Source organism: Cyclobacterium sp. L-R (assembly GCF_056859355.1).
This window is the reverse complement of the sequence record NZ_JBSXOH010000098.1, coordinates 84217-104305: the sequence shown is the minus strand read 5'-3', so window position 1 is coordinate 104305 and position 20089 is coordinate 84217. Positions and strand designations below refer to the sequence as shown.

The window sequence follows — 20089 nt, the reverse complement described above, 5'->3', positions numbered from 1 at the left end:
ATGATACAGTTTAAGACTGCAGAAGAAATTGAAATAATAAAAGATAGTGCGCTGATTTTAGGAAAGGCGCATGGCGAAGTAGCCAAACATGTGAAAGAAGGGGTAAAGACCTCTTTTTTAGATAAAATTGCTGAAGAATTTATCCGGGATAATAAAGCCATTCCATCCTTTAAAGGGTATAATGGTTTCCCGGCATCTCTGTGTATTTCCGTGAATGAAGTTGTAGTTCATGGATTTCCCAGTCAATATCAATTGAAAGATGGCGATATAATCTCAATAGATTGTGGAGTCTTTCACCAAGGTTTTCATAGCGATTCCGCTTATACTTACCCTGTTGGTGAAGTTTCTCCCAAGACGATTGCACTTTTAAAAGCTACAAAGGAATCCCTTTATTTAGGGATAGAAAAAGCGGTTTTAGGTAACCGTGTTGGTGATATCGGCAATGCAATACAGAAATTTGTAGAAGCAAAAGGATACACTGTTGTTAGAGAATTAGTAGGCCATGGAGTTGGAAAACAACTTCACGAATCTCCAGAAGTTCCCAATTGGGGAAAAAGAGGAAGTGGTGCCAAACTAAAAGAAGGGATGGTTATAGCCATAGAACCAATGGTTAACCTAGGTACTCGAAATGTTGTTCAAGAAAGGGATGGTTGGACAATCAGGACTGCTGATCGTAAGCCTTCTGCCCATTATGAACATACGGTTGCCATATTAGAGGATAAAACCGAAATCTTGACAACACATCGTTTTATAGAAGAGAATTTTAAATTTTAATTATGGCTAAACAAGCATCTATTGAGCAGGACGGTACCATCGTCGAAGCATTGTCCAACGCAATGTTTAAGGTGGAACTTGAAAATGGTCACCAATTGATTGCACACATTTCCGGTAAGATGCGAATGAATTACATTAAAATTTTACCAGGAGATAAGGTTAAATTAGAAATGTCTCCTTATGATCTTACCAAAGGAAGAATTGTCTACCGTTACAAGTAAATTGTAGTAGTAAGTAAGCAGTATCAAATTAGGAAAATTAGTATTGATATGAAAGTTAAAGCATCTATTAAAAAAAGAAGTGTTGACTGCAAAGTGATCCGGAGAAAGGGAAAGCTTTATGTCATCAACAAAAAGAATCCGAAGTTTAAACAAAGACAAGGTTAAATACTATGGCTAGAATTGCAGGTGTCGATATACCGGACAATAAACGTGGTGAAATAGGCCTTACCTATATTTTTGGTATCGGCAGGAGTACGGCTAGAGCCATACTAAATAAGGCGGGTATTTCTTTAGACAAGAAAGCCGGAGAGTGGGATGATGATGAGTCAACCGCCATCAGGAACATCATTGCTGAGGAATACAAGACTGAAGGTGTACTTAAATCTGAAGTACAGTTGAGTATCAAAAGGCTGATGGATATTGGTTGTTATAGAGGTTTGAGACATAGAAAGGGTCTTCCCGTTCGTGGTCAAAAAACCAAGAACAACGCCAGAACCAGAAAAGGTAAGAGAAAAACTGTTGCCAACAAGAAGAAAGCGACTAAATAAATCCTGACATAGATTATGGCTCAGAAAAGAAACGAAAAGACAAAGGCTAAGAAGCGGGTTGTTAAAGTAGAAGCTGTGGGACAGGCCCATATCAAAGCTTCTTTTAATAACATCATTATATCCATTACCAATAATTCAGGACAAGTTATTTCCTGGGCTTCTGCTGGTAAAATGGGCTTTAGGGGTTCCAAAAAGAATACTCCTTATGCTGCTCAAATGGCTGCTCAAAACTGTGGGCAGGTTGCGTATGACCTCGGTCTTAGAAAGATTGAAGTATTTGTAAAAGGTCCTGGTGCTGGTAGAGAATCTGCCATCAGAACCTTACAAAATGTTGGGCTGGATGTGACGACCATTACTGATGTTACCCCATTACCTCATAACGGTTGTCGTCCTCCAAAACGCAGAAGAGTTTAATTTAAAGAAAATATAGCATGGCTAGATATAGAGGTCCAAAAGCAAAAATTGCCAGGAAATTTGGCGAGCCCATAGAAGGGCAAAGCAAAGTGCTTCAGAAGAAAAATTATCCTCCAGGAATGCATGGCAGAGGTAGACGCAAAAAGCAGTCTGAATTTGCTATTCAATTGATGGAGAAACAAAAGGCCAAATACATCTACGGTGTATTGGAAAGACAATTTGCTAAAATGTTTGATCATGCCTCCAGGAAAAAAGGAGTGACAGGTGAAAACCTATTGCAATTGTTGGAAGGTCGTTTGGATAACTCGGTTTACAGACTGGGTATTGCACCAACGAGAAGAGGAGCACGCCAATTGGTTTCTCACAAACATATACTTGTTAATGGAACTGTAGTGAATATCCCTTCATTTCAGTTGAAGCCAGGTGATGTGATTGCTGTGAGAGAGAAATCAAAATCATTGGAGGCTATTACAGAAAGTCTTAGAGGCAAAGGAACAACCAGATACAGTTGGTTGGAATGGGACAATGGATCCCTGAGTGGTAAGTTTGTAAATGTTCCAATTAGAGAAGATATTCCTGAGAACATAAAAGAACAACTTATCGTAGAATTGTACTCTAAGTAATCATTTACATTCCTATTAAAAGAATTAAAGATATGTCCATATTAGCATTTCAAATGCCAGAGAAAGTGGTAATGGAAAAAGCAGACGATTTCCACGGACTGTTTACCTTTAAGCCACTTGAAAAAGGGTACGGGGTTACCATCGGAAATGCCCTCAGAAGGATTCTTTTGTCTTCACTGGAAGGTTATGCTATTACTGCCGTAAAATTACCCGGTGTAGTGCATGAGTTTTCTAGTATTGAGGGAGTGGTTGAAGACGTTACAGATATTATCCTTAACCTAAAACAGGTCAGGTTCAAAAAAATCCATGATGCCATTGATAATAAAATTACAGTGGAAGTTAAAAATCAGGATGTTTTTACCGCAGGAGATATTGCCAAATACACTACCTCTTTTGAAGTTTTGAATCCTGATTTGGTCATATGTCATTTGGATAATTCAAAAAGCCTAGAAATTGAACTTACTGTTGATAAAGGTAGGGGATATCTTCCTGCAGAAGAATCCAAACCTAAGGAACAGATTTACGGTACGATCTCGGTTGATGCTGTTTTTACACCTATCAAAAATGTAAAATACAGAATCGAAAATACCAGGGTGGAGCAAAAGACTGATTATGAGCAATTAATCATGGAGGTCAGCACTGACGGGTCTATACATCCCGAAAAAGCCTTGCAAGAATCTGCTAAGATCTTGATTCAACACTTTATGTTGTTTTCAGATCAGACTATGGTTATCGACGCGCCAGGAAGTGGTGCTATAGAGCCTATAGATGAAGAGTATCTGCACATGAGAAAATTACTTAAGACATCCTTGAGTGATTTAGATCTTTCTGTCAGAGCTTACAATTGTCTGAAAGCCGCCGATGTTAAGAGTCTAGGAGACCTTGCCAAACTTGAAATTTCTGATATGATGAAATTTAGAAACTTTGGTAAGAAGTCTTTGGCAGAATTGGAACAACTTATCCAGGAAAAAGGCCTGACCTTCGGTATGGATCTGTCTAAGTATAAACTTGATGAAGAATAATTAAAAATGAGACACGGTAAGAAATTTAACCATTTGGGTAGAACCGCCTCACATAGAAAGGCCATGCTTTCGAATATGGCCAAGTCTCTTTTGGAACACAAGCGGATCAGCACCACCCTTGCCAAAGCCAAAGAGTTGAGGAAATATATCGAACCTTTGATTACAAAGGCCAAGGATGATACTACCCACAATAGAAGGATAACTTTTAGTTACCTTAGAAATAAAGAAGCTATTAAACTTCTTTTTGGAGAAGTAATAGAAAAAGTAGGAAGCCGTCCAGGTGGATATACAAGAATTATTAAAACTGGTTTTAGATTAGGTGATAACGCTGAAATGTGTATCATTGAATTGGTTGACTTCAATGAATTGATGTTGAAAGAAGAAAAACCAGTTAAAAAGGCAAGTAGGAGAAGTAGAAGAGGTTCTGGAAAGGCTTCTAGTGAAGAAAGTGCTACTTCTGCTGAAGTTGTTGAAGAAAATAATGAAAGTGCTGAAACAGAAAAAGCACCTGAAGCTTCTTCCGATGACAAGGCTGAAAATAAGGATGAAGATAAAAAAGCAGAATAATCGATGCTATATCTTCTTTAAAATTAATAGGGATTGGGCTTTTTGTTCAGTCCCTTTTTTTATATCCTTTTCGCAGAAAGCTTTTTACAAATTAGAAAATTCTTAAATTTGCATAGCAAAATTTGATATGAAAAAGAAAAAAGCAATACTTCTTTTAGCTGATGGCACAGTATTTACCGGAAACCTTGTTGGAAGCCATGGTACCAACGGAGGCGAAATCTGTTTTAATACAGGGATGACAGGCTATCAGGAGATTTATACCGACCCCTCCTATACAGGGCAAATTATCGTAAATACTACGCCTCATATAGGTAATTATGGGGTAGTAGATGAAGAACAAGAATCAGATTTCCCCTTGATTGCAGGCATTGTTGTAAATGATTTTTCTGATGTTTACAGTAGACTTGATGCAAAGTCTTCCCTGCAAGAATACCTTGAAGGGCATAACATCACCGGGATTTCCGATATTGATACGCGTAAATTGGTTAGACATATTAGGTCTAGTGGTGCAATGAATGCCATTATTAGCTCTGAATTTGAAGACATCGAAAGTCTTAAAATTGAGTTGGAAAAAGTTCCTGACATGAATGGACTTGAATTGTCCTCTACCGTGTCTACCAAAAGCCCCTATTTCATAGGGAATCCTGATGCGTCAATTAAAGTGGCTTGTGTGGATTATGGTATCAAAAGGAATATATTGAAATGCCTTACAGAGAGAGGTGTTTATTGCCAAGTTTTCCCAGCTAAGACCAGTCTTCAAGAAATGGAAAAGTGGAATCCCGATGCTTATTTCCTTTCCAACGGACCTGGTGATCCGGCGGTGATGAACTACGCAGTGGAAACAACTAAGGAGATTCTCGACTTAGGTAAACCTCTTTTTGGTATTTGTTTGGGACATCAAATTTTAGCAAGAGCTTGCGGAGTTGGTACCTATAAAATGCACCATGGACATAGGGGACTAAACCATCCGATTAAAAATATATTAACGGGTAGAAGTGAGATAACCTCTCAAAACCACGGTTTCGTTGTCAATAAGGAGGATATTGATAAAAATAGTGAGCTAGAAATCACCCATTATCACTTAAACGATGGGACTGTTGCCGGTATCAAACTTACCAATAAACCAGCGTTTTCTGTTCAGTATCACCCTGAAAGTTCTCCAGGTCCTCACGATTCCAGGTATTTATTCGACCAATTTATTTCACAAATTCAGAAATAATTCATTTAACTTAATATTGATATGACATTAATTCAATCGATTCACGCAAGACAAATATTAGATTCCCGTGGTAACCCTACGGTAGAAGTTGATGTTTTCACAGAAAATGGAGCCTTCGGTAGAGCTGCAGTTCCTAGTGGAGCATCCACAGGTGTTCACGAAGCTGTTGAACTTAGAGATGATGACAAAAATGTGTACATGGGAAAAGGAGTTTTAAAAGCCGTTTCTAATGTTAATGATGTGATCGCGCCTGAACTTATCGGTTTTGATATTTTTGAACAAAACCAGATAGATGAGATAATGATAAGCCTTGATGGCACCAATAATAAATCTAAACTTGGTGCAAATGCTATTTTGGGTGTTTCTTTGGCAGTAGCTAAAGCAGCAGCAATGGAATCAGGACAGCCTCTTTATAGATACATTGGTGGAGTAAATGCCAATACCCTTCCTGTTCCAATGATGAACATCTTGAACGGTGGTTCTCATGCTGATAATGCTATTGATTTTCAGGAGTTTATGGTGATGCCAGCTGGTGCTGCTTCTTTCTCTGAATCACTTAGAATGGGTACTCAAATCTTCCACAACCTTAAATCTGTTCTTAAAGCCAAAGGCTTGAGCACTAACGTTGGGGATGAAGGTGGGTTTGCTCCTAATTTACGATCCAATGTAGAAGCGGTGGAAATCGTTTTACAAGCTATCGAAAAAGCTGGTTTTAGACCTGGTGAAGATGTTTTTATCGCTATGGATGCTGCTTCTTCTGAGTTCTATGACGAAGAAAAAGGTTTGTACGTTTTCAAAAAATCCACTGGAGATGAGTTGACCTCTTCTCAAATGGCTGATTACTGGAAAGACTGGGTAAGCAAATACCCTATCAAATCCATTGAAGATGGTATGCAAGAAGATGATTGGGATGGTTGGAAACTAATGACTGAATATGTTGGAGACAAAATTCAGATCGTTGGTGATGACTTGTTCGTAACCAATGTTGAAAGATTGCAAAAAGGAATAGATGAGCAAATTGCCAATGCATTATTAGTTAAAGTAAACCAAATTGGTTCTTTGACAGAAACGATTAATGCTGTTGACCTTTGTCATAGAAACAAATACAAATCTGTGATGTCTCACCGTTCTGGTGAAACTGAAGATTCTACAATTGCAGATCTTGCAGTAGCATTGAATACTGGTCAAATTAAAACCGGATCTGCTTCTAGGTCTGATAGAATGGCCAAGTACAATCAATTGTTAAGAATTGAGGAACAACTTGGAGAATCTGCCTATTTCCCAGGATTGAAATTCTAATAATAGGTTCTTTTATTGAGTCAAGAGGATTCCAATACTTAATGGAGCCAATAACTAGCCTTTCCAGGATATTCCTGAAAAGGCTTTTGTCTTTTTAATCTTCATCATAGTAGAGTTAGGTTTTAATTTATATAAGGGCTTAATTTCATGTAATTTCCCATTCTACTGAATTATTGGGACAGGCAAAAATCAGTTGTTTATTTATTAAGGTAACCCTTCCTACCTCCAGGAAGCTGGTATTTAGTTAATTCTTTTGACCAGTTCCTTTTTCTAAAACATAACTCTACGGGACCTTTTAGCGTTATTTCAAGACACCGGAAGAAGGGATTGTTTTTCTTTTAATATATTTGTAGAAACACTGGAGCAGATCATGGCTAAATATTTAAAGTACACCAAAAACTTCTACTTCGTTTTCACCGTTTTATTCATTGTGTGGATGATTTTTATTGATAGCAATGATATTATTAGTCATTTCAAACTTCGTTCAAAATTAAATGAACTTGAAAGGCAAAAAGAATTTTATCAAGAAAGGAAGGAAAAGATTAAGGTTGAGCGAGAGGAATTGTTAAGTAATTTTGAATTGCTTGAGAAATTCGCCCGAGAGCGGTATTTAATGAAAAGAAAAACGGAAGATCTTTATGTTATTATTGAAGAATAAATCGGCAGGGCTGACATTATTATTTGTCGTTTTCATCTGTTTCCTAAGCAATGAAGTACAAGCGCAAAGATTTATTGATGAAGAAGACAATCCTCCATTAAAAGATCGCTTGTATTATGGAGGTAATTTTAGCTTGCAACTTGGTAATATCACTTATATAGACGCATCCCCACTAGTAGGGGCAATGATTACAGAGAAATACTCCGCTGGAGTGGGAGCTACCTACCAATATTATAACAACAAATATTATGTTGATGGGGCTTCTCATGTGTATGGAGCAAGGGTATTTAATAGATACAATGTGTTTAGGCAAATTTTTCTCCATGCTGAATACGAGGCTCTGAACCTAGAACTTCCTTATACTCTCCCTAATAATGACATCATCTTCACAAGGGAATGGGTGCCAAGCTTATTTGCAGGTGCAGGTTACTTTGTGCCCTTTGGAGATAGGGGTGGGATGAACTTTATGGCCTTATATAATTTCAGTTATGACAACAAAAGGACAAATTATAATGAACCATATGTTTTCCGCGTCGGTTTTGTATTCTAAAGTAATAGATTGAGTATGGAAGTTTTCTTAAACCGATTACAAAAAGCCCATAATTTATGTCCAGGATGCCCTTCACCGAAAGTCATCAATCGTTTTTTCGATGATCTTTTGGGAATTTTATTTCCCGAACATTCAAGCGAGGCATTGAAAGATAAGGGAAGTTTGGAATTGAAATTTTCTGAATTAAAGTTACAACTTCAAAAAATTCTCACAATGAATGTAGCACTTCATAATGGGAATGGAGAAGATTTAGCGAACCAATTTTTTGAAAAACTGGAAGAAGAGGTGTACAACAAGCTTCATGAAGATCTTGATGCCATGTACAAAGGTGATCCAGCAGCCAAATCAAAAACTGAAGTAATTCGTTGTTATCCCGGGTTTTATGCTATTTCAGCATATCGTGTAGCTCATTTATTACATCGATTAGGTATCTCATTGATCCCAAGAATGATTACGGAATATGCACACAGTAAAACAGGTGTAGATATTCATCCCGGAGCCATGATTGGTAGGTTCTTTTGCATTGATCATGCCACAGGGATTGTGATAGGAGAAACCACTTTGGTAGGAGATAGAGTGAAGATATACCAAGGCGTCACCTTAGGTGCTTTGAGTGTCAATAAGGAAGATGCCGATAAAAAGAGGCATCCTACAATAGAGGATGATGTAGTTCTCTATGCAGGGGCTACCATTTTGGGGGGAGATACAGTTATAGGCAAAGGAAGTGTAGTAGGTGGAAATGTCTGGTTGACCAAAAGTATTCCTGCTAAAAGCAAAATTTATTACCAAACTAAAATGTTGGATGGAGCTTCCAATCTAACAGATTTTTACGTGCTTAAAAGCGAAGCCTGATAATTACAATTATGAAGTTATTTGAACTTATAGGTAATACCCCTTTAATTAAACTTGAAAATATCCCTGTAAATCCCAATGTGGAAATCTATTGTAAGCTGGAAGGTCAAAACCCTGGTGGGTCTGTAAAGGATCGAGCTGCTTATCATATGATTCAATCCGCTTTAGATAGAGGGGATTTCAAAAGAGGAGCGAAATTAGTAGAAGCCACCTCCGGCAACACTGGGATTGCTTTGGCTATGGTAGCGAATCTATTGGGTGTTGAGATGACCTTGATAATGCCCGACAATGCTACTAGAGAGCGGGTCTTGTCTATGGAGGCTTACGGATCAAAGGTGATCCTCACGCCCGCAGAAAAGTCCATAGAATACGCCAGGACTTTGGCTGAAGAAATGGTAGAAAACCAAGGCTATTTTATGCTCAATCAATTTTCAAATCCAGACAATTACTGGGCTCATTATCGCTCTACAGGTCCAGAGATATTTGAAGATACACATGGTAGGGTAAGTCATTTCGTTTCCGCTATGGGGACAACTGGTACAATTATGGGCGTGTCCCGCTACCTCAAGGAGCAAAACCAAGACATTCAAATCGTAGGAACTCAGCCAACTGACGGATCAAGTATACCAGGCATTAGAAGGTGGTCACCTGAGTTTCTTCCGAAAATATTTGATAGGGAAAGAGTCGATCAGGTAATTGACGTAAGCCAAGAACAGGCTACCAATATGACCAGAAGGATGGCTAAAGAAGAGGGGATATTGGCTGGCATGAGTAGTGGTGGTGCTTTGCATGCTGCAGTAGAGCTTTCTAATTCTTTAGAAAGTGGAGTAATTGTATGTATTACCTGCGATAGGGGAGACCGGTACCTCAGTTCCGATTTGTTCGGTTAAGAAAGTGCTAGGCTACTTTTAGGATTAGCATCGAATGTTATTGACCAATACCCTACTGTTTTAAGGTATTTGTTTTTTTTGATAGCGGCTTAATCCAACCTGTACGCACAAATGTGCTAGTTTTTGGCTTACCTTTTATTTATATAATTAAGCTCAATAGCACATACCAATAAATAAATTCTTTCTTTACTGAAGTAAAATCATTTGATGAAAAGTTAATTTCGGCTTATCTTTTACCCATGGAAGATTTTCTTAAGATAAAGAAGGCTTGTGAACAAAATACAGCCTTAAGTGTAGCCATTTTGGACAGGTTTCTCTTGTCCTATGCTGCCGAAAAAGATAAATTAGGTAAGGAGGCAGATCAAAGGTTAAATGTTTATAAACACATAACTGAGAAATTTGGCCGACAATGGTTTGATATGCTCAAATCCCAATACATTATCCATAGGTTAATGAAAAAAGGTGGGCTAATAACCAAATACCTGAAGCACGCAGCCATTAACAACCTTGAAGAAAGCAAGCGGGATTGGATGGCTTTCCAGTCAGAAAACCCATGGAGATTTAGCTTTTCAGAAGTAAAGAGCCAGCCTGAAAAAGATTTTTATCAAATGGAAGATGTTTTTTCGGGTGAAAATTACCTATTGTATTCTCCATCCATAAAAGATATTGTAAGCAGGGATGGGGAGAAGGAACTTTGGTTTAATCTTATTGGATATAATGGGACTTGTTGGCAAACCTATGGCCCTTTGTCAGGTTTTGCGAGTTTTAGCCCTGACGATATTTTCTTTTTTGCTACCGAACTCAATAGTTCGATCGAAGATGAAGCTGGATTGATGGCGGACATTGACAAAAATCCGGTGCCGTACATGATGCTGTTCGCTGGGTCTACACAGCCTTCGGTTGTGCATGAAGGGGAGCGCTTGGTAATGGTGATTTCTGAGCAAGATGGGACCATTGCCAAAGTTCAGGAAATGGAGAGAGATTTTAACGTAAGCTATACAGGAGGTGTTTATAGGCTTGGCTTAAAAGATTGGGAAGTTTCACCGCATTTCTCAGTAGCCTACTACAATGAAAAAAGTCAAACCGTACAAGCCACAGCATTAACAGAGAAAGGTTTTGAGTCCTTAATAGCTGCCTTGGATAAATATGATGTTAAAATAGAAAAAAATGCAGATATTTATTTAGGTCCTTCCATGCACAACACTGCTGCAGAAATATTAAAGCGGGAGATTGAACTTATGCCTCTTGAACTGCTATTTGAACAAGAGAATGAGGAGGAAATGGATGAGCAACTGCAGAAACTAAACGAGTTGGCTGGACTGGCAATAGCCGATGTGACAGCTGAGAAAGAACCGGACCTAGAGGCATTGGCAGCTCAAGTTGGTATTGATCTTGAGAGTAACCGGCACGTCATTGAGAAAATAATTACTGATTTGAAAGATAAAGTAAGTAGATAAGGGTTTTTTTAATTACGCTTATCATTGAAAAGGTCTGAGACATACTTTATTGTTTCAGGCCTTTTTTACCTAGGAATAAGAAGGTAGATTTTGATCTATTTCTTGTTTGCAATTGAACCATTTTGTTCCTGCACTTTATACCAGAAGAGAGCCAGCTCAATTCCTATCTTAACCTATTCGTTAAGGTGCATCAGGTCCACTAATGGCATACTTATGGCTGAGTTGGGAATAGGTAAGTGGCTGATTTTAAAGCGATTTCAGCACGTAATAGAATGTCTATTGAATATTTCGGGTTAAAGGGTTGGGTTATAGATTAAGATGCCCTAGCTTTTTAGAATGATAATCTTCAATGGTAGAGGTACAGGTATTTTACTTTCAGAAAAGACAGTTTCTACTAATAATTTGGTGGACAATTTGAGTTTTTGGCTGAAAAAGAATAATTTTTAGTCAGTCAATTCTTATATTACAGTTTAAACCTAAATTACCATTCGATGAATAATAGAAGAGAATTTTTAATAAAATCCGTATTGGGTACTGCAGGCCTTGCTTTGGGCACAACTTCACTTGTAAATGGAGCGCCAGCAATTATCAAAAGCTATAATAAGCCGAATTCGAAAATAAACGGCGTTCAAATAGGGTGTATAACCTATTCCTTCAGATCTCTAGCAGATCAAAGTGCAGAGGCTACGCTTAAATATGTTACCGAGAGTGGAATTAGCGCTATAGAACTTATGGGAGGACCGGCTGAATCCTTTGCGGGTATCCCTGAATCTAGTATGAACAGAGGTAGGTATAACGAATTGGGTCGCAAGAAAAGAAATGGGGGGAAACTAAGTTCCGATGAAGAAAAAGAATTAGGTGAACTGCAAAAAGAAGCAAGCGCCTATGCTGCCACAGTTGCAAACTGGAGGGCAAAAACTGATTTCAAAAAATTCGAGAAGTTTAGAAAAATTTACAAGGATGCGGGTGTAAGTATCTATGCTTTCAAACCCAGTACCTTTGGAAGGGATAATACTGATGCTGAGATCGCTTATGGTATGAAAGCGGCAAGAGCCTTGGGTGCTTCTCATGTTACCTTAGAGCATCCCGCAGATGATGCTCGTACCTTAAAATTGGGTAAGATGGGGGAAAAGAACAAAATGTCAGTCGGGTACCACGGTCACACACAGCAAACCTTTGACTTCTGGGACACAGCTTTGGCCCAAAGTCCAAGAAATGCAATGAATTTAGATGCTGGGCATTATATTGCTGCTGGTTTTACTGATATTATAAGCCTTATTGAAAAGCAACACAAGCATATTTTGAGTATGCATACCAAAGATCGGCAAACACTTGCCAATGGTCAAAATAACCTTCCTTGGGGAGAAGGGGATACACCGATTGTCGAATTGTTAAGTGAAATTCAAAGTAAAAAATACAAGTTCCCAGCTACTATTGAACTTGAATATAAAATACCTGAAGGATCTGACGCAGTCAAAGAGGTTCAGAAATGCCTTGAATATTGCCGAAGGTCACTGGCCTAACTAAGTTAAGAAAGGTCGCTTGTTTAAAATAAGATGTGAAAGGCTTTATGGTGAACCCTCCTTTTTGAGGTACTTGTAGTGAAATTTATAGATTCAGTGGAGAAGTAGATTTTCTCCACTGAATCAAAATAGCTTTAAAATTTAAATTTAGTCAATCATGAAATTAGGAGCATTCTCCGTTAGTCTTGCTGTTAAGAACTTAAAAGCATCCAAAGAATTTTATGAAAAGTTAGGTTTTTCAAAATTTGGAGGGGCTGAGGAAAATCATTACCTCATCATGAAAAATGAGGATACCCTTATCGGGCTATTTGAAGGCATGTTTGAAGGGAATATCTTGACATTTAATCCGGGATGGGATGCTGATGCAAATGTGCTGGAGGATTATCAAGATGTTAGAGAAATTCAAAATGAGCTTAAGAAACAAGGTTTGACTCTTGATAAGGAAGTTAAAGAAAATAGTAAAGGTCCTGAAAGCATAATGGTCAAAGATCCCGATGGAAATGTAATATTAATTGACCAACATGCGCCGTGATTTAATAGCGATGAGGCCATTAGATCAATTGGCTTTTTGAGATTGTCCCCCTTCTTTTAGTTTTTTTACTATTAAAGTTAGCAAGGCTTCTAACCTGTCCGAAAGTGTGCTTGGGGAAATGATAGTGACGATGTCAGCCAAGGATATTATCCATCTAGCAAAGAATTCTATAGAACCGACCATAAATGTAAGTTGTACTTTTTGCCCTATATTTTCCTGCATTACAAAACCTTGATTGTATTTGTGGCTATCAATAAACTTCACATGGGATGCTTCCATCTGTATGACTATTTTCGTTAACTGATGTCCCTCCTCCATTTTTTTAAGGTACGATTTTAATGAAGGGTGATTTGTAGTAAATTTTTTTTCTGTTACCTGCAGATCACGAATTCGGTCGATTCTGAAAGTTCTATAATCTTCCCTGAGTTTGCAATAAGCGATTAAATACCAGTTCTCTTTGGAAAAATACATGCCTACAGGTTCTACTGCTCTGCTTGTAATTTCTTCTTTTAAAAAAGTGGTATAGTTAAATTGAAGAACTCGGAAATCAGATAAGCTTGTCAAAATACCTTGAATGGCCAGCCCTTTATTGTCAGGAGTATTCATGTCTCTATTATAGTAAACCACTTGTTCATCGAGGTGGTTTAAGGCCGTTTTCTGCCGGTCTTTTAATACGGATTTGATTTTGATTAGGGCAGACTGAAAGCGTAAGCTAATCTCTCTGTCCGTAAATTTTTCTATGACTTTTTCTGCAAGCAATAATGAGTATGCTTCTTTTTCATCAAACATTACCGGCGGTAGCCTGTACCCTTCTACTAGGGAATACCCCTTGCCTGTTTCGCCTGTCAAAGGAACGCCAGCTTCTTCAAGGGCTCTGATGTCTCGGTATACCGTCCTAAGACTTATTTCAAACCTGTTAGCAATTTCTTCAGCAGTAATGTGTCTTTTACTCTGTAATTGAGTGAGGATAGCGGTTAGTCGGATTAGTCTGTTCATGGGAGATTGCGGTCAATTAAAACTAGTTAAATTTTAATTGAATTAAAAAAAAATAACTCTGCTGAGATTTTTTAAAAACCTACTGACATAGGGCTGTCACAAAGGGTAGATAAGTTTGTCTTATAATCTATTGTTCACAAAAAACATACTGTATCATGCAAACCAAAGAACTTCAAATGATCATTTCACAAGAGCAATTATTAAAACATTGGCAGGGTCATCGTGGCTTAACGCGTCGTGTAATTGAGGCATTTCCTGAAAAGCAACTTTTTCATTTTTCTTTAGGCGAAATGCGCCCTTTTGGGGTGATGGTTCAGGAATTACTGGGAATAGCTGGCCCGGGAATAAAAGGCCTGGTTACAAGGGAATGGCAGCCACTTGTGGAAGACCATTCTGTAGAAGAAAGCAAAGAGAGGTTATTGGAGCTCTGGGATCAGGCTACTTTAGAGATTGACGAATGGTTTCCGAAATTATCAACGGAGGATTTTCAGGATACCGTGAAAGCCTTTGGGCAATATGAAAATAAAGTTTATTGTTCTTTGATGTACTTTATCGATAATGAAATACATCATAGAGGGCAAGGGTATGTATATCTACGAGCTTTGGGTTTGGTACCGCCGAATTTCTGGGAACATTAAACCCGAAATATGCAATAGACAATCTATTACGTGCAGAAATCGCTTCAAAATCAGCCACTTCGTTGCTGTTTTCAATTTCATCATAGCGGTGCTATGTTAAAATCTCCAAACAGCCTGATTTTCTTTCGATTGCAACACTCATTACGAATCCTATTACATAATCCGGGTTAAAAAATTATCAAGCAAAAAGCAGACGAGGACGGTCTTTTTTAGATTGAAAAGTGAAATCATAAAAAAGCCCGAAGCAATTAATGTTTCGGGCTTTTAATTTAAGCGTTTATCCAGTTAGCAACATCTTCTTTGCTTGGATTAGGAGCGTCAAGTTTTAACTTTTTCTTTTTTCCACAAATATCATTGAAGAGTTTGTTGGGGTTGAGCCCTTTCAGTTGTTCAATGGTGTAGATATTCAGCTCCCTGATGGCGGGAACAAGACCTGGATGAATCCCTAAGCCTATAAATTCCTCATCTGTGGCTACTTTTATTTTTTTCTCTGGTTTCATTTGCGGGAAGAACAATACTTCTTGAATGGTGCTTTGATTGGTAAGCATCATGCAGAGTCGGTCTATCCCTATACCTAATCCAGATGTTGGAGGCATGCCATATTCAAGTGCCCTTAGGAAATCTTCGTCCATAGCCATGGCTTCGTCATCTCCTCTTTGAGCTAGCTTAAGTTGGTCTTCAAACCTTTCCCTTTGGTCAATTGGGTCATTTAACTCGGTATAGGCATTGGCGATCTCTTTACCATTGACAAATAACTCGAATCTTTCCACTAAACCTGGCTTGCTCCTATGTTTTTTAGCAAGAGGTGTCATTTCTATAGGGTAGTCAGTAATATAGGTAGGCTGAATCAGATGTTCTTCTACCTTTTCACCAAAGATCTCATCGATCAGTTTACCTTTACCCATACTGTTGTCCACCTCTATACCCATGTCCTTGCAGACCTCTCTTAAAGCTTTTTCATCCATTTGGCTGACGTCTATGCCAGTGTATTCCTGAATGGATTCAAACATGGACAATCGTTTATAAGGGCCTTCAAACTCAATTACCTTATCACCAACTTTTGCTTGGGTAGTACCTAGTACCCGAGTAGCAATTTGTGAGATGAGCTTCTCAACCATTTCCATCATCCATATATAATCTTTGTAGGCCACATAGATTTCCATGGAGGTGAATTCAGGATTGTGCGTCCTGTCCATGCCTTCATTTCGGAACATTTTTCCTATTTCATAAACGCCTTCAAAGCCACCAACGATCAATCGCTTTAAATAAAGCTCATTGGCTATTCTAAGAAACAAGGGGGTATCCAATGCGTTATGATGGGTTTCAAATGGTTTGGCTGCAGCCCCACCATGTACCTGTTGTAATATTGGTGTCTCCACTTCCATCCAGCCATGGTCATCAAAATAATTACGCATGGTTGAAATAATTTTAGACCTGGTAACAAAAGTCTCCTTTACTTCAGGATTAACTATTAGGTCCACATATCGTTGTCTGTACCTAAGTTCAGGGTCAGTAAATCCGTCAAAGACATTGCCATCATCATCCCGTTTTACTATAGGTAGCGGTTTTACTGATTTAGACAATAAAGTGAATTCCTGAACATGTAAAGAAATTTCTCCCGTTTGAGTGGTGAAGATGAATCCTTTAAGTCCAATGAAATCACCAATCCCCAATAGTTTTTTAAATACAGTATTGTAAAGGGTTTTGTCCTCGTCTGGGCAAAGATCATCTCTTCTTACATAGATCTGAAGCCTGCCGGTACTGTCTTGTATTTCTGCAAAACTAGCCGAGCCCATAATTCTTCGGGTCATTAACCTTCCGGCAATACTGATGGCTTTATAATCGTTTTTACGATTTGCGTAATTTTGATGAATATCTGCCGCGTTGGCATTGATTGGGTAAGAAAGAGCGGGGTAAGGATCAACTCCCAGATTAATTAATGCCTCCCGGTCTTTTCGTCTCTCTATCTCCTGTTCGTTCAGTAATTGCATGGGTAAATATCAGTTATGCTATTTTTGATAGTTTTTAGCGCTTTTCTATTTGATTAATTTAAAGAATTCCCTTCAAAACCAGCCTGTTTTCAATAAATGGCAGGCCAATCTATATCCTTTTGTCAATAATACTCGGTAAGAAAACCTCCCGAATAATAAGCTTTATAATGGGTTGTTTGAATTGGAATGGAAGTTTGATCGAATCAACATACCTTTTAAATAAAAGGGTAACCTCTTCCCACAAGCAACTTCTCCAGTCTTTACAATTCACCTATTTTGAGATGAAGAAATACAATTCCCAGAATATCAAAAGAAAAATCAGGTTTTATTCTCATTTTCAGAGCGCAAAGATACCAAAAAAACAACTAATGACAGGATTTGAGCTGCGATTTTATCACCTAACTATTGATTTCAGCACCTTTGATTTTAATACGGAATACCTAAATTTAGAGATAATTGAAGTTAAAATGGCTGATGACATTGCCTCATTAAGGCTGTCAGGGTATTAAATAATAGCTGTTTACTATTTAGATTTAAGTCAGTAATAAATCCATAAGCATGCATAAATTTTTAAATAGCACTAAGTATTCATGTAGTTTAATTTGTAAGCTCTGCCTTTTATTTCTGACATTTCAGGGTCATGATACTATTGCACAAAGAGAGAAAGTTATATTGGATACCGATATGGGGTCAGATTGCGATGATGTTGGAGCAATGGCTTTACTGCATCATTATGCAGACCAGGGTAAGGTCGAAATTCTTGGTGTAATCTACAGTTCTGGCAAAGTCCCTTATGGTGCAGGTATAATTGATGCCATAAATGTATATTATGGTAGACCTGATATACCAGTAGGAGCAAGTCATGACCTTAGCTTTGGAGATCCAAGGGATAAAATGCAGGCAGAGAAGCTTGCCAAAGATACGGCAGCCTATAAAAATAAGATCATACACAATAAAGATGCTACAGAACAAACTGCACTAAGTCGGAAACTTTTGGTGGATTCACCTGATAATTCTGTTACTTATATTACTATTGGTCATACCAAAGGTTTGTATGAGCTCTTAAACTCCAAGCCCGATAAGCACTCACCAATGAGTGGCATAGAATTGATCACAAAGAAAGTGAAAAGATGGGTGGCACTAGGCGCCCTCGGTGCATCCAATACAGAAGGGAAGATGGTGCAGGATTGGAATTTTTTTAAAAACAATACCGCTGCCTACACAGATTACCTGATAGACCATTTTCCGAAACCGACCTATTTTGTTGATTCAGGAGCGGAGGTATATACCGGGAAATCCCTAGAAAGCTCAAGGGCTGGAAATATCCTTAGGGCAGCCTATAGGGACTGGCTTTGGAATGTAGAAGGAAAAATGATTAGAGATGAAAGGCCCAGTTGGGATCTTGCTACTGTTTATTATGCGGTAATAGGCCAAGGGGATTTTCTTGAAGAATTGAGTTCAGGTGCATTGACTTTCGATCTTAAAAAAGGTAGTAAGTGGGTTTCAGACAAAGTAAACCCCTTACACCACTTTATTGTGCAAAGGGAAAATGTTGCAAAGGACTTTGCCAACTACCTGAATCTTGCCATTGGTACAAAACCTCAAAACACATTTATAGATGAGTAGGTCAAGAATAGTATTATTGGGGTGCTTGTTTTGGTTTAGCTCTCAGTTGCTTTATGGGCAAGCGAACAATAAGGTTGATGTTTTATCAAAAGATCAATTGGAATTTTTGGAACAATTAACCATAGCTGTTCTTGAAGAATCCAGTATTCATCCAGGTCAATTTATTTCTGAAGTGTTTGGGGCAAATAATAGCGGTGGATTATTAATTAGACCAGGAGGAAGAAATGCCTATCCGTCTTTTTGGATTAGAGATTATGCGATGGCCTTAGAAACTGACTTGGTTTCTCTAGAGGCGCAAAAGCACATGTTGTTGCTCACAGCCAAAAGCCAGGCAAACCAAAGCTGGATCACTACTGGAGGGAGTATGGTACCAGTAGGTTCGATAGCTGACCATATTAGAATTGATGATGGTCTTCCTATTTATTTCCCTGGCACTTACAGTTATGCTGATCAAGGAACAGAGAGATGGGGAAGTCTCCCTCCATATGGGGATCAGTTTATGTTTGTACATATGGCCCATTATTACGCCAAATCTAAGGGGGAAACTGGGATTCTATCAGAAGAGATCAATGGAATGAAATTAATAGACAGGCTAACTTTGGCTTTTCATGTTCCACCTTCAGTATTGGATAATCATTTGGTTTATGCTTCAGATCGATTTAGAGGAGTAGATTTTGGTTTTAGAGATGCGATTGAACTTACAGGCGAATTACTTTATCCCTCTTTATTAAAGTTTAGGTCTGCTATGCAGCTTTCTGAACTTTTTGAATTACTGGATCGCTCGGAGCAGTCAGAAAAATACAAGGAAATAGCCATTACCATTAAGAAGAACATACCTTCTGTTTTCAAAGATGAAAGCGGCTTTTTAAAAGCATCTACTATATTAAGTGCTCAACCCGATGTGTGGGGTACTTCCCTTGCCATTTATTTGGGAGTCTTGGAGGGAGAGGATTTAAGTTCTGCCAGCAAGGTATTGTCGAATGCTTATAAAAAGGGTACCATTTCTTATCGAGGGAATATCAGGCATGTGCCCACAGACCATGATTTTGATGAGAATAAGGTTTGGGAAAAATCTTTGGCAGCCAAAAACACCTATCAGAACGGCGCCTATTGGGGAACCCCTACTGCTTGGGTAGCTTTTGCTCTTCATTATAGCAGTCCGGAGCTTGCCAAGCAATTGGCCAATGAGTACATCGAGGAGCTAAAAGAAAATGATTTCCGCAAAGGAGCTGATTTTGGTGCGCCATATGAGTGTTTTGATAAGCAGGGAGGTACCCAAAACCCAGTTTACCTTACTTCTGTAGCTGAGCCTCTTGCTGCGTTTAGGAAAATGATATCGGGAAAGAAATAAGAGGTTTTCGTTGGGTGGATAATTCCATTTTCGTTATTTAAAGTCTCTATTTACCTCTTTTTGAGCATAAATTCTTAAAGCTAAAGCCTATTTCGGGTTTAATAATTCAGTATTTCGGAATAGGTAGAAGACTAGCAGAATATTTAATTCTGTACTAAAGGTTAAAAATATCAATAACTATTTGATTTTTAAAGGGGGATAGGTTACATTTGACGCATGAAAAATCACGCAGCTACCTATTTTAGCTTCTTTTACTTTTACTTTCGTCCCTTAAGTCGAATCGGAGCTGCGTATTGTCTTGATAAAAAATAACAAAAGATAAAAAACATAGAAGCCCG

Annotated in this window: 22 protein-coding genes; 20 read left to right on the top strand and 2 right to left on the bottom strand. The window is 38.3% G+C overall.

Features of this window, described 5'->3' with window-relative positions:
- The 17 genes from map (at position 1) to AC13EX_RS23275 (ending at position 13149) form a co-directional block, all read left to right on the top strand.
- A complete protein-coding gene (map, locus tag AC13EX_RS23355) occupies positions 1-774 on the top strand; it encodes a type I methionyl aminopeptidase (protein ID WP_048642237.1) in 774 nt (257 codons plus the stop codon).
- Positions 775-776: 2 nt separating this feature from the next.
- Complete coding sequence (gene infA / locus AC13EX_RS23350) at positions 777-995, top strand: translation initiation factor IF-1 (RefSeq protein ID WP_014020643.1); 219 nt, start codon at positions 777-779, stop codon at positions 993-995.
- Between the two features lie 48 nt (positions 996-1043).
- Positions 1044-1160: a 50S ribosomal protein L36 gene (rpmJ, locus tag AC13EX_RS23345; RefSeq protein ID WP_009034194.1), complete on the top strand. Its 117-nt coding sequence runs from the start codon at positions 1044-1046 to the stop codon at positions 1158-1160.
- A 5-nt stretch (positions 1161-1165) separates the two neighbouring features.
- Positions 1166-1543: a 30S ribosomal protein S13 gene (rpsM, locus tag AC13EX_RS23340; RefSeq protein WP_048642238.1), complete on the top strand. Its 378-nt coding sequence runs from the start codon at positions 1166-1168 to the stop codon at positions 1541-1543.
- A 15-nt stretch (positions 1544-1558) separates the two neighbouring features.
- Positions 1559-1957, top strand: coding sequence for a 30S ribosomal protein S11 (rpsK, locus tag AC13EX_RS23335; protein ID WP_014020645.1), 399 nt, complete (start codon positions 1559-1561; stop codon positions 1955-1957).
- A gap of 17 nt (positions 1958-1974) precedes the next feature.
- Complete coding sequence (gene rpsD / locus AC13EX_RS23330; protein WP_048642239.1) at positions 1975-2580, top strand: 30S ribosomal protein S4; 606 nt, start codon at positions 1975-1977, stop codon at positions 2578-2580.
- Positions 2581-2612: 32 nt separating this feature from the next.
- Entirely contained in the window at positions 2613-3602 is a 990-nt protein-coding gene (locus tag AC13EX_RS23325) for a DNA-directed RNA polymerase subunit alpha (RefSeq protein ID WP_339710371.1), read from the top strand.
- A gap of 6 nt (positions 3603-3608) precedes the next feature.
- Positions 3609-4169, top strand: coding sequence for a 50S ribosomal protein L17 (gene rplQ, locus AC13EX_RS23320; RefSeq protein ID WP_048642241.1), 561 nt, complete (start codon positions 3609-3611; stop codon positions 4167-4169).
- Positions 4170-4296: 127 nt separating this feature from the next.
- Positions 4297-5388 carry a glutamine-hydrolyzing carbamoyl-phosphate synthase small subunit gene (gene carA / locus AC13EX_RS23315; protein WP_048642242.1) on the top strand — a complete coding sequence of 364 codons (1092 nt, stop codon included), beginning with the start codon at positions 4297-4299 and terminating at the stop codon, positions 5386-5388.
- Positions 5389-5409: 21 nt separating this feature from the next.
- Entirely contained in the window at positions 5410-6687 is a 1278-nt protein-coding gene (gene eno, locus AC13EX_RS23310) for a phosphopyruvate hydratase (protein WP_048642243.1), read from the top strand.
- A 370-nt stretch (positions 6688-7057) separates the two neighbouring features.
- A complete protein-coding gene (locus AC13EX_RS23305) occupies positions 7058-7345 on the top strand; it encodes an FtsB family cell division protein (protein WP_048642244.1) in 288 nt (95 codons plus the stop codon).
- Positions 7326-7895 (top strand): hypothetical protein, encoded by a 570-nt coding sequence (locus AC13EX_RS23300; protein ID WP_482894548.1) that lies wholly within the window; start codon positions 7326-7328, stop codon positions 7893-7895. The genes AC13EX_RS23305 and AC13EX_RS23300 overlap by 20 nt, the downstream gene beginning before the upstream one ends.
- Positions 7896-7910: 15 nt before the next feature.
- Entirely contained in the window at positions 7911-8747 is an 837-nt protein-coding gene (locus AC13EX_RS23295) for a serine O-acetyltransferase (protein WP_339710362.1), read from the top strand.
- Positions 8748-8758: 11 nt separating this feature from the next.
- A complete protein-coding gene (cysM, locus tag AC13EX_RS23290) occupies positions 8759-9637 on the top strand; it encodes a cysteine synthase CysM (RefSeq protein WP_482894547.1) in 879 nt (292 codons plus the stop codon).
- Between the two features lie 239 nt (positions 9638-9876).
- Positions 9877-11094 carry a hypothetical protein gene (locus tag AC13EX_RS23285; protein WP_482894546.1) on the top strand — a complete coding sequence of 406 codons (1218 nt, stop codon included), beginning with the start codon at positions 9877-9879 and terminating at the stop codon, positions 11092-11094.
- A 491-nt stretch (positions 11095-11585) separates the two neighbouring features.
- Positions 11586-12617, top strand: coding sequence for a sugar phosphate isomerase/epimerase family protein (locus tag AC13EX_RS23280; protein ID WP_482894545.1), 1032 nt, complete (start codon positions 11586-11588; stop codon positions 12615-12617).
- Positions 12618-12774: 157 nt separating this feature from the next.
- The gene (locus tag AC13EX_RS23275; RefSeq protein ID WP_048642250.1) at positions 12775-13149 is read left to right on the top strand and encodes a VOC family protein; all 375 of its coding nucleotides are present in this window, start codon (positions 12775-12777) and stop codon (positions 13147-13149) included.
- A 24-nt stretch (positions 13150-13173) separates the two neighbouring features.
- Here AC13EX_RS23275 and AC13EX_RS23270 read toward each other — a convergent pair whose 3' ends face one another.
- Positions 13174-14145, bottom strand: a complete 972-nt coding sequence (locus AC13EX_RS23270; protein WP_482894544.1) for a helix-turn-helix transcriptional regulator — start codon at positions 14143-14145, stop codon at positions 13174-13176.
- Positions 14146-14300: 155 nt separating this feature from the next.
- Between AC13EX_RS23270 and AC13EX_RS23265 the strand changes: the two genes are divergently transcribed.
- Positions 14301-14783, top strand: a complete 483-nt coding sequence (locus AC13EX_RS23265; protein WP_482894543.1) for a DinB family protein — start codon at positions 14301-14303, stop codon at positions 14781-14783.
- Between the two features lie 269 nt (positions 14784-15052).
- On the opposite strand, the gene lysS is transcribed toward AC13EX_RS23265, so the two are convergent.
- The gene (gene lysS / locus AC13EX_RS23260; protein ID WP_482894542.1) at positions 15053-16774 is read right to left on the bottom strand and encodes a lysine--tRNA ligase; all 1722 of its coding nucleotides are present in this window, start codon (positions 16772-16774) and stop codon (positions 15053-15055) included.
- Between the two features lie 558 nt (positions 16775-17332).
- Between lysS and AC13EX_RS23255 the strand changes: the two genes are divergently transcribed.
- Positions 17333-18400, top strand: coding sequence for a nucleoside hydrolase (locus tag AC13EX_RS23255; protein WP_482894541.1), 1068 nt, complete (start codon positions 17333-17335; stop codon positions 18398-18400).
- On the top strand, positions 18393-19751 hold the full coding sequence (locus AC13EX_RS23250; protein ID WP_482894540.1) for a hypothetical protein: 1359 nt from the start codon (positions 18393-18395) through the stop codon (positions 19749-19751). Before AC13EX_RS23255 ends, AC13EX_RS23250 begins: the two co-directional genes overlap by 8 nt.
- The last annotated feature ends 338 nt before the right edge of the window (positions 19752-20089 follow it).

Excerpts from the sequence above, each read along its gene's own strand:
- infA (WP_014020643.1), top strand. The coding sequence starts at position 777 with ATGGCTAAACAAGCATCTATTGAGCAGGACGGTACCATCGTCGAAGCA.
- rpsD (WP_048642239.1), top strand. The coding sequence starts at position 1,975 with ATGGCTAGATATAGAGGTCCAAAAGCAAAAATTGCCAGGAAATTTGGC.
- rpsM (WP_048642238.1), top strand. The coding sequence starts at position 1,166 with ATGGCTAGAATTGCAGGTGTCGATATACCGGACAATAAACGTGGTGAA.
- AC13EX_RS23270 (WP_482894544.1), bottom strand. The coding sequence starts at position 14,145 with ATGAACAGACTAATCCGACTAACCGCTATCCTCACTCAATTACAGAGT.
- rplQ (WP_048642241.1), top strand. The coding sequence starts at position 3,609 with ATGAGACACGGTAAGAAATTTAACCATTTGGGTAGAACCGCCTCACAT.
- rpmJ (WP_009034194.1), top strand. The coding sequence starts at position 1,044 with ATGAAAGTTAAAGCATCTATTAAAAAAAGAAGTGTTGACTGCAAAGTG.
- rpsK (WP_014020645.1), top strand. The coding sequence starts at position 1,559 with ATGGCTCAGAAAAGAAACGAAAAGACAAAGGCTAAGAAGCGGGTTGTT.
- AC13EX_RS23255 (WP_482894541.1), top strand. The coding sequence starts at position 17,333 with ATGCATAAATTTTTAAATAGCACTAAGTATTCATGTAGTTTAATTTGT.
- AC13EX_RS23300 (WP_482894548.1), top strand. The coding sequence starts at position 7,326 with ATGTTATTATTGAAGAATAAATCGGCAGGGCTGACATTATTATTTGTC.
- AC13EX_RS23250 (WP_482894540.1), top strand. The coding sequence starts at position 18,393 with ATGAGTAGGTCAAGAATAGTATTATTGGGGTGCTTGTTTTGGTTTAGC.
- AC13EX_RS23295 (WP_339710362.1), top strand. The coding sequence starts at position 7,911 with ATGGAAGTTTTCTTAAACCGATTACAAAAAGCCCATAATTTATGTCCA.
- AC13EX_RS23285 (WP_482894546.1), top strand. The coding sequence starts at position 9,877 with ATGGAAGATTTTCTTAAGATAAAGAAGGCTTGTGAACAAAATACAGCC.
- eno (WP_048642243.1), top strand. The coding sequence starts at position 5,410 with ATGACATTAATTCAATCGATTCACGCAAGACAAATATTAGATTCCCGT.
- map (WP_048642237.1), top strand. The coding sequence starts at position 1 with ATGATACAGTTTAAGACTGCAGAAGAAATTGAAATAATAAAAGATAGT.
- AC13EX_RS23265 (WP_482894543.1), top strand. The coding sequence starts at position 14,301 with ATGCAAACCAAAGAACTTCAAATGATCATTTCACAAGAGCAATTATTA.
- AC13EX_RS23325 (WP_339710371.1), top strand. The coding sequence starts at position 2,613 with ATGTCCATATTAGCATTTCAAATGCCAGAGAAAGTGGTAATGGAAAAA.
- lysS (WP_482894542.1), bottom strand. The coding sequence starts at position 16,774 with ATGCAATTACTGAACGAACAGGAGATAGAGAGACGAAAAGACCGGGAG.
- AC13EX_RS23275 (WP_048642250.1), top strand. The coding sequence starts at position 12,775 with ATGAAATTAGGAGCATTCTCCGTTAGTCTTGCTGTTAAGAACTTAAAA.
- AC13EX_RS23305 (WP_048642244.1), top strand. The coding sequence starts at position 7,058 with ATGGCTAAATATTTAAAGTACACCAAAAACTTCTACTTCGTTTTCACC.
- AC13EX_RS23280 (WP_482894545.1), top strand. The coding sequence starts at position 11,586 with ATGAATAATAGAAGAGAATTTTTAATAAAATCCGTATTGGGTACTGCA.
- carA (WP_048642242.1), top strand. The coding sequence starts at position 4,297 with ATGAAAAAGAAAAAAGCAATACTTCTTTTAGCTGATGGCACAGTATTT.
- cysM (WP_482894547.1), top strand. The coding sequence starts at position 8,759 with ATGAAGTTATTTGAACTTATAGGTAATACCCCTTTAATTAAACTTGAA.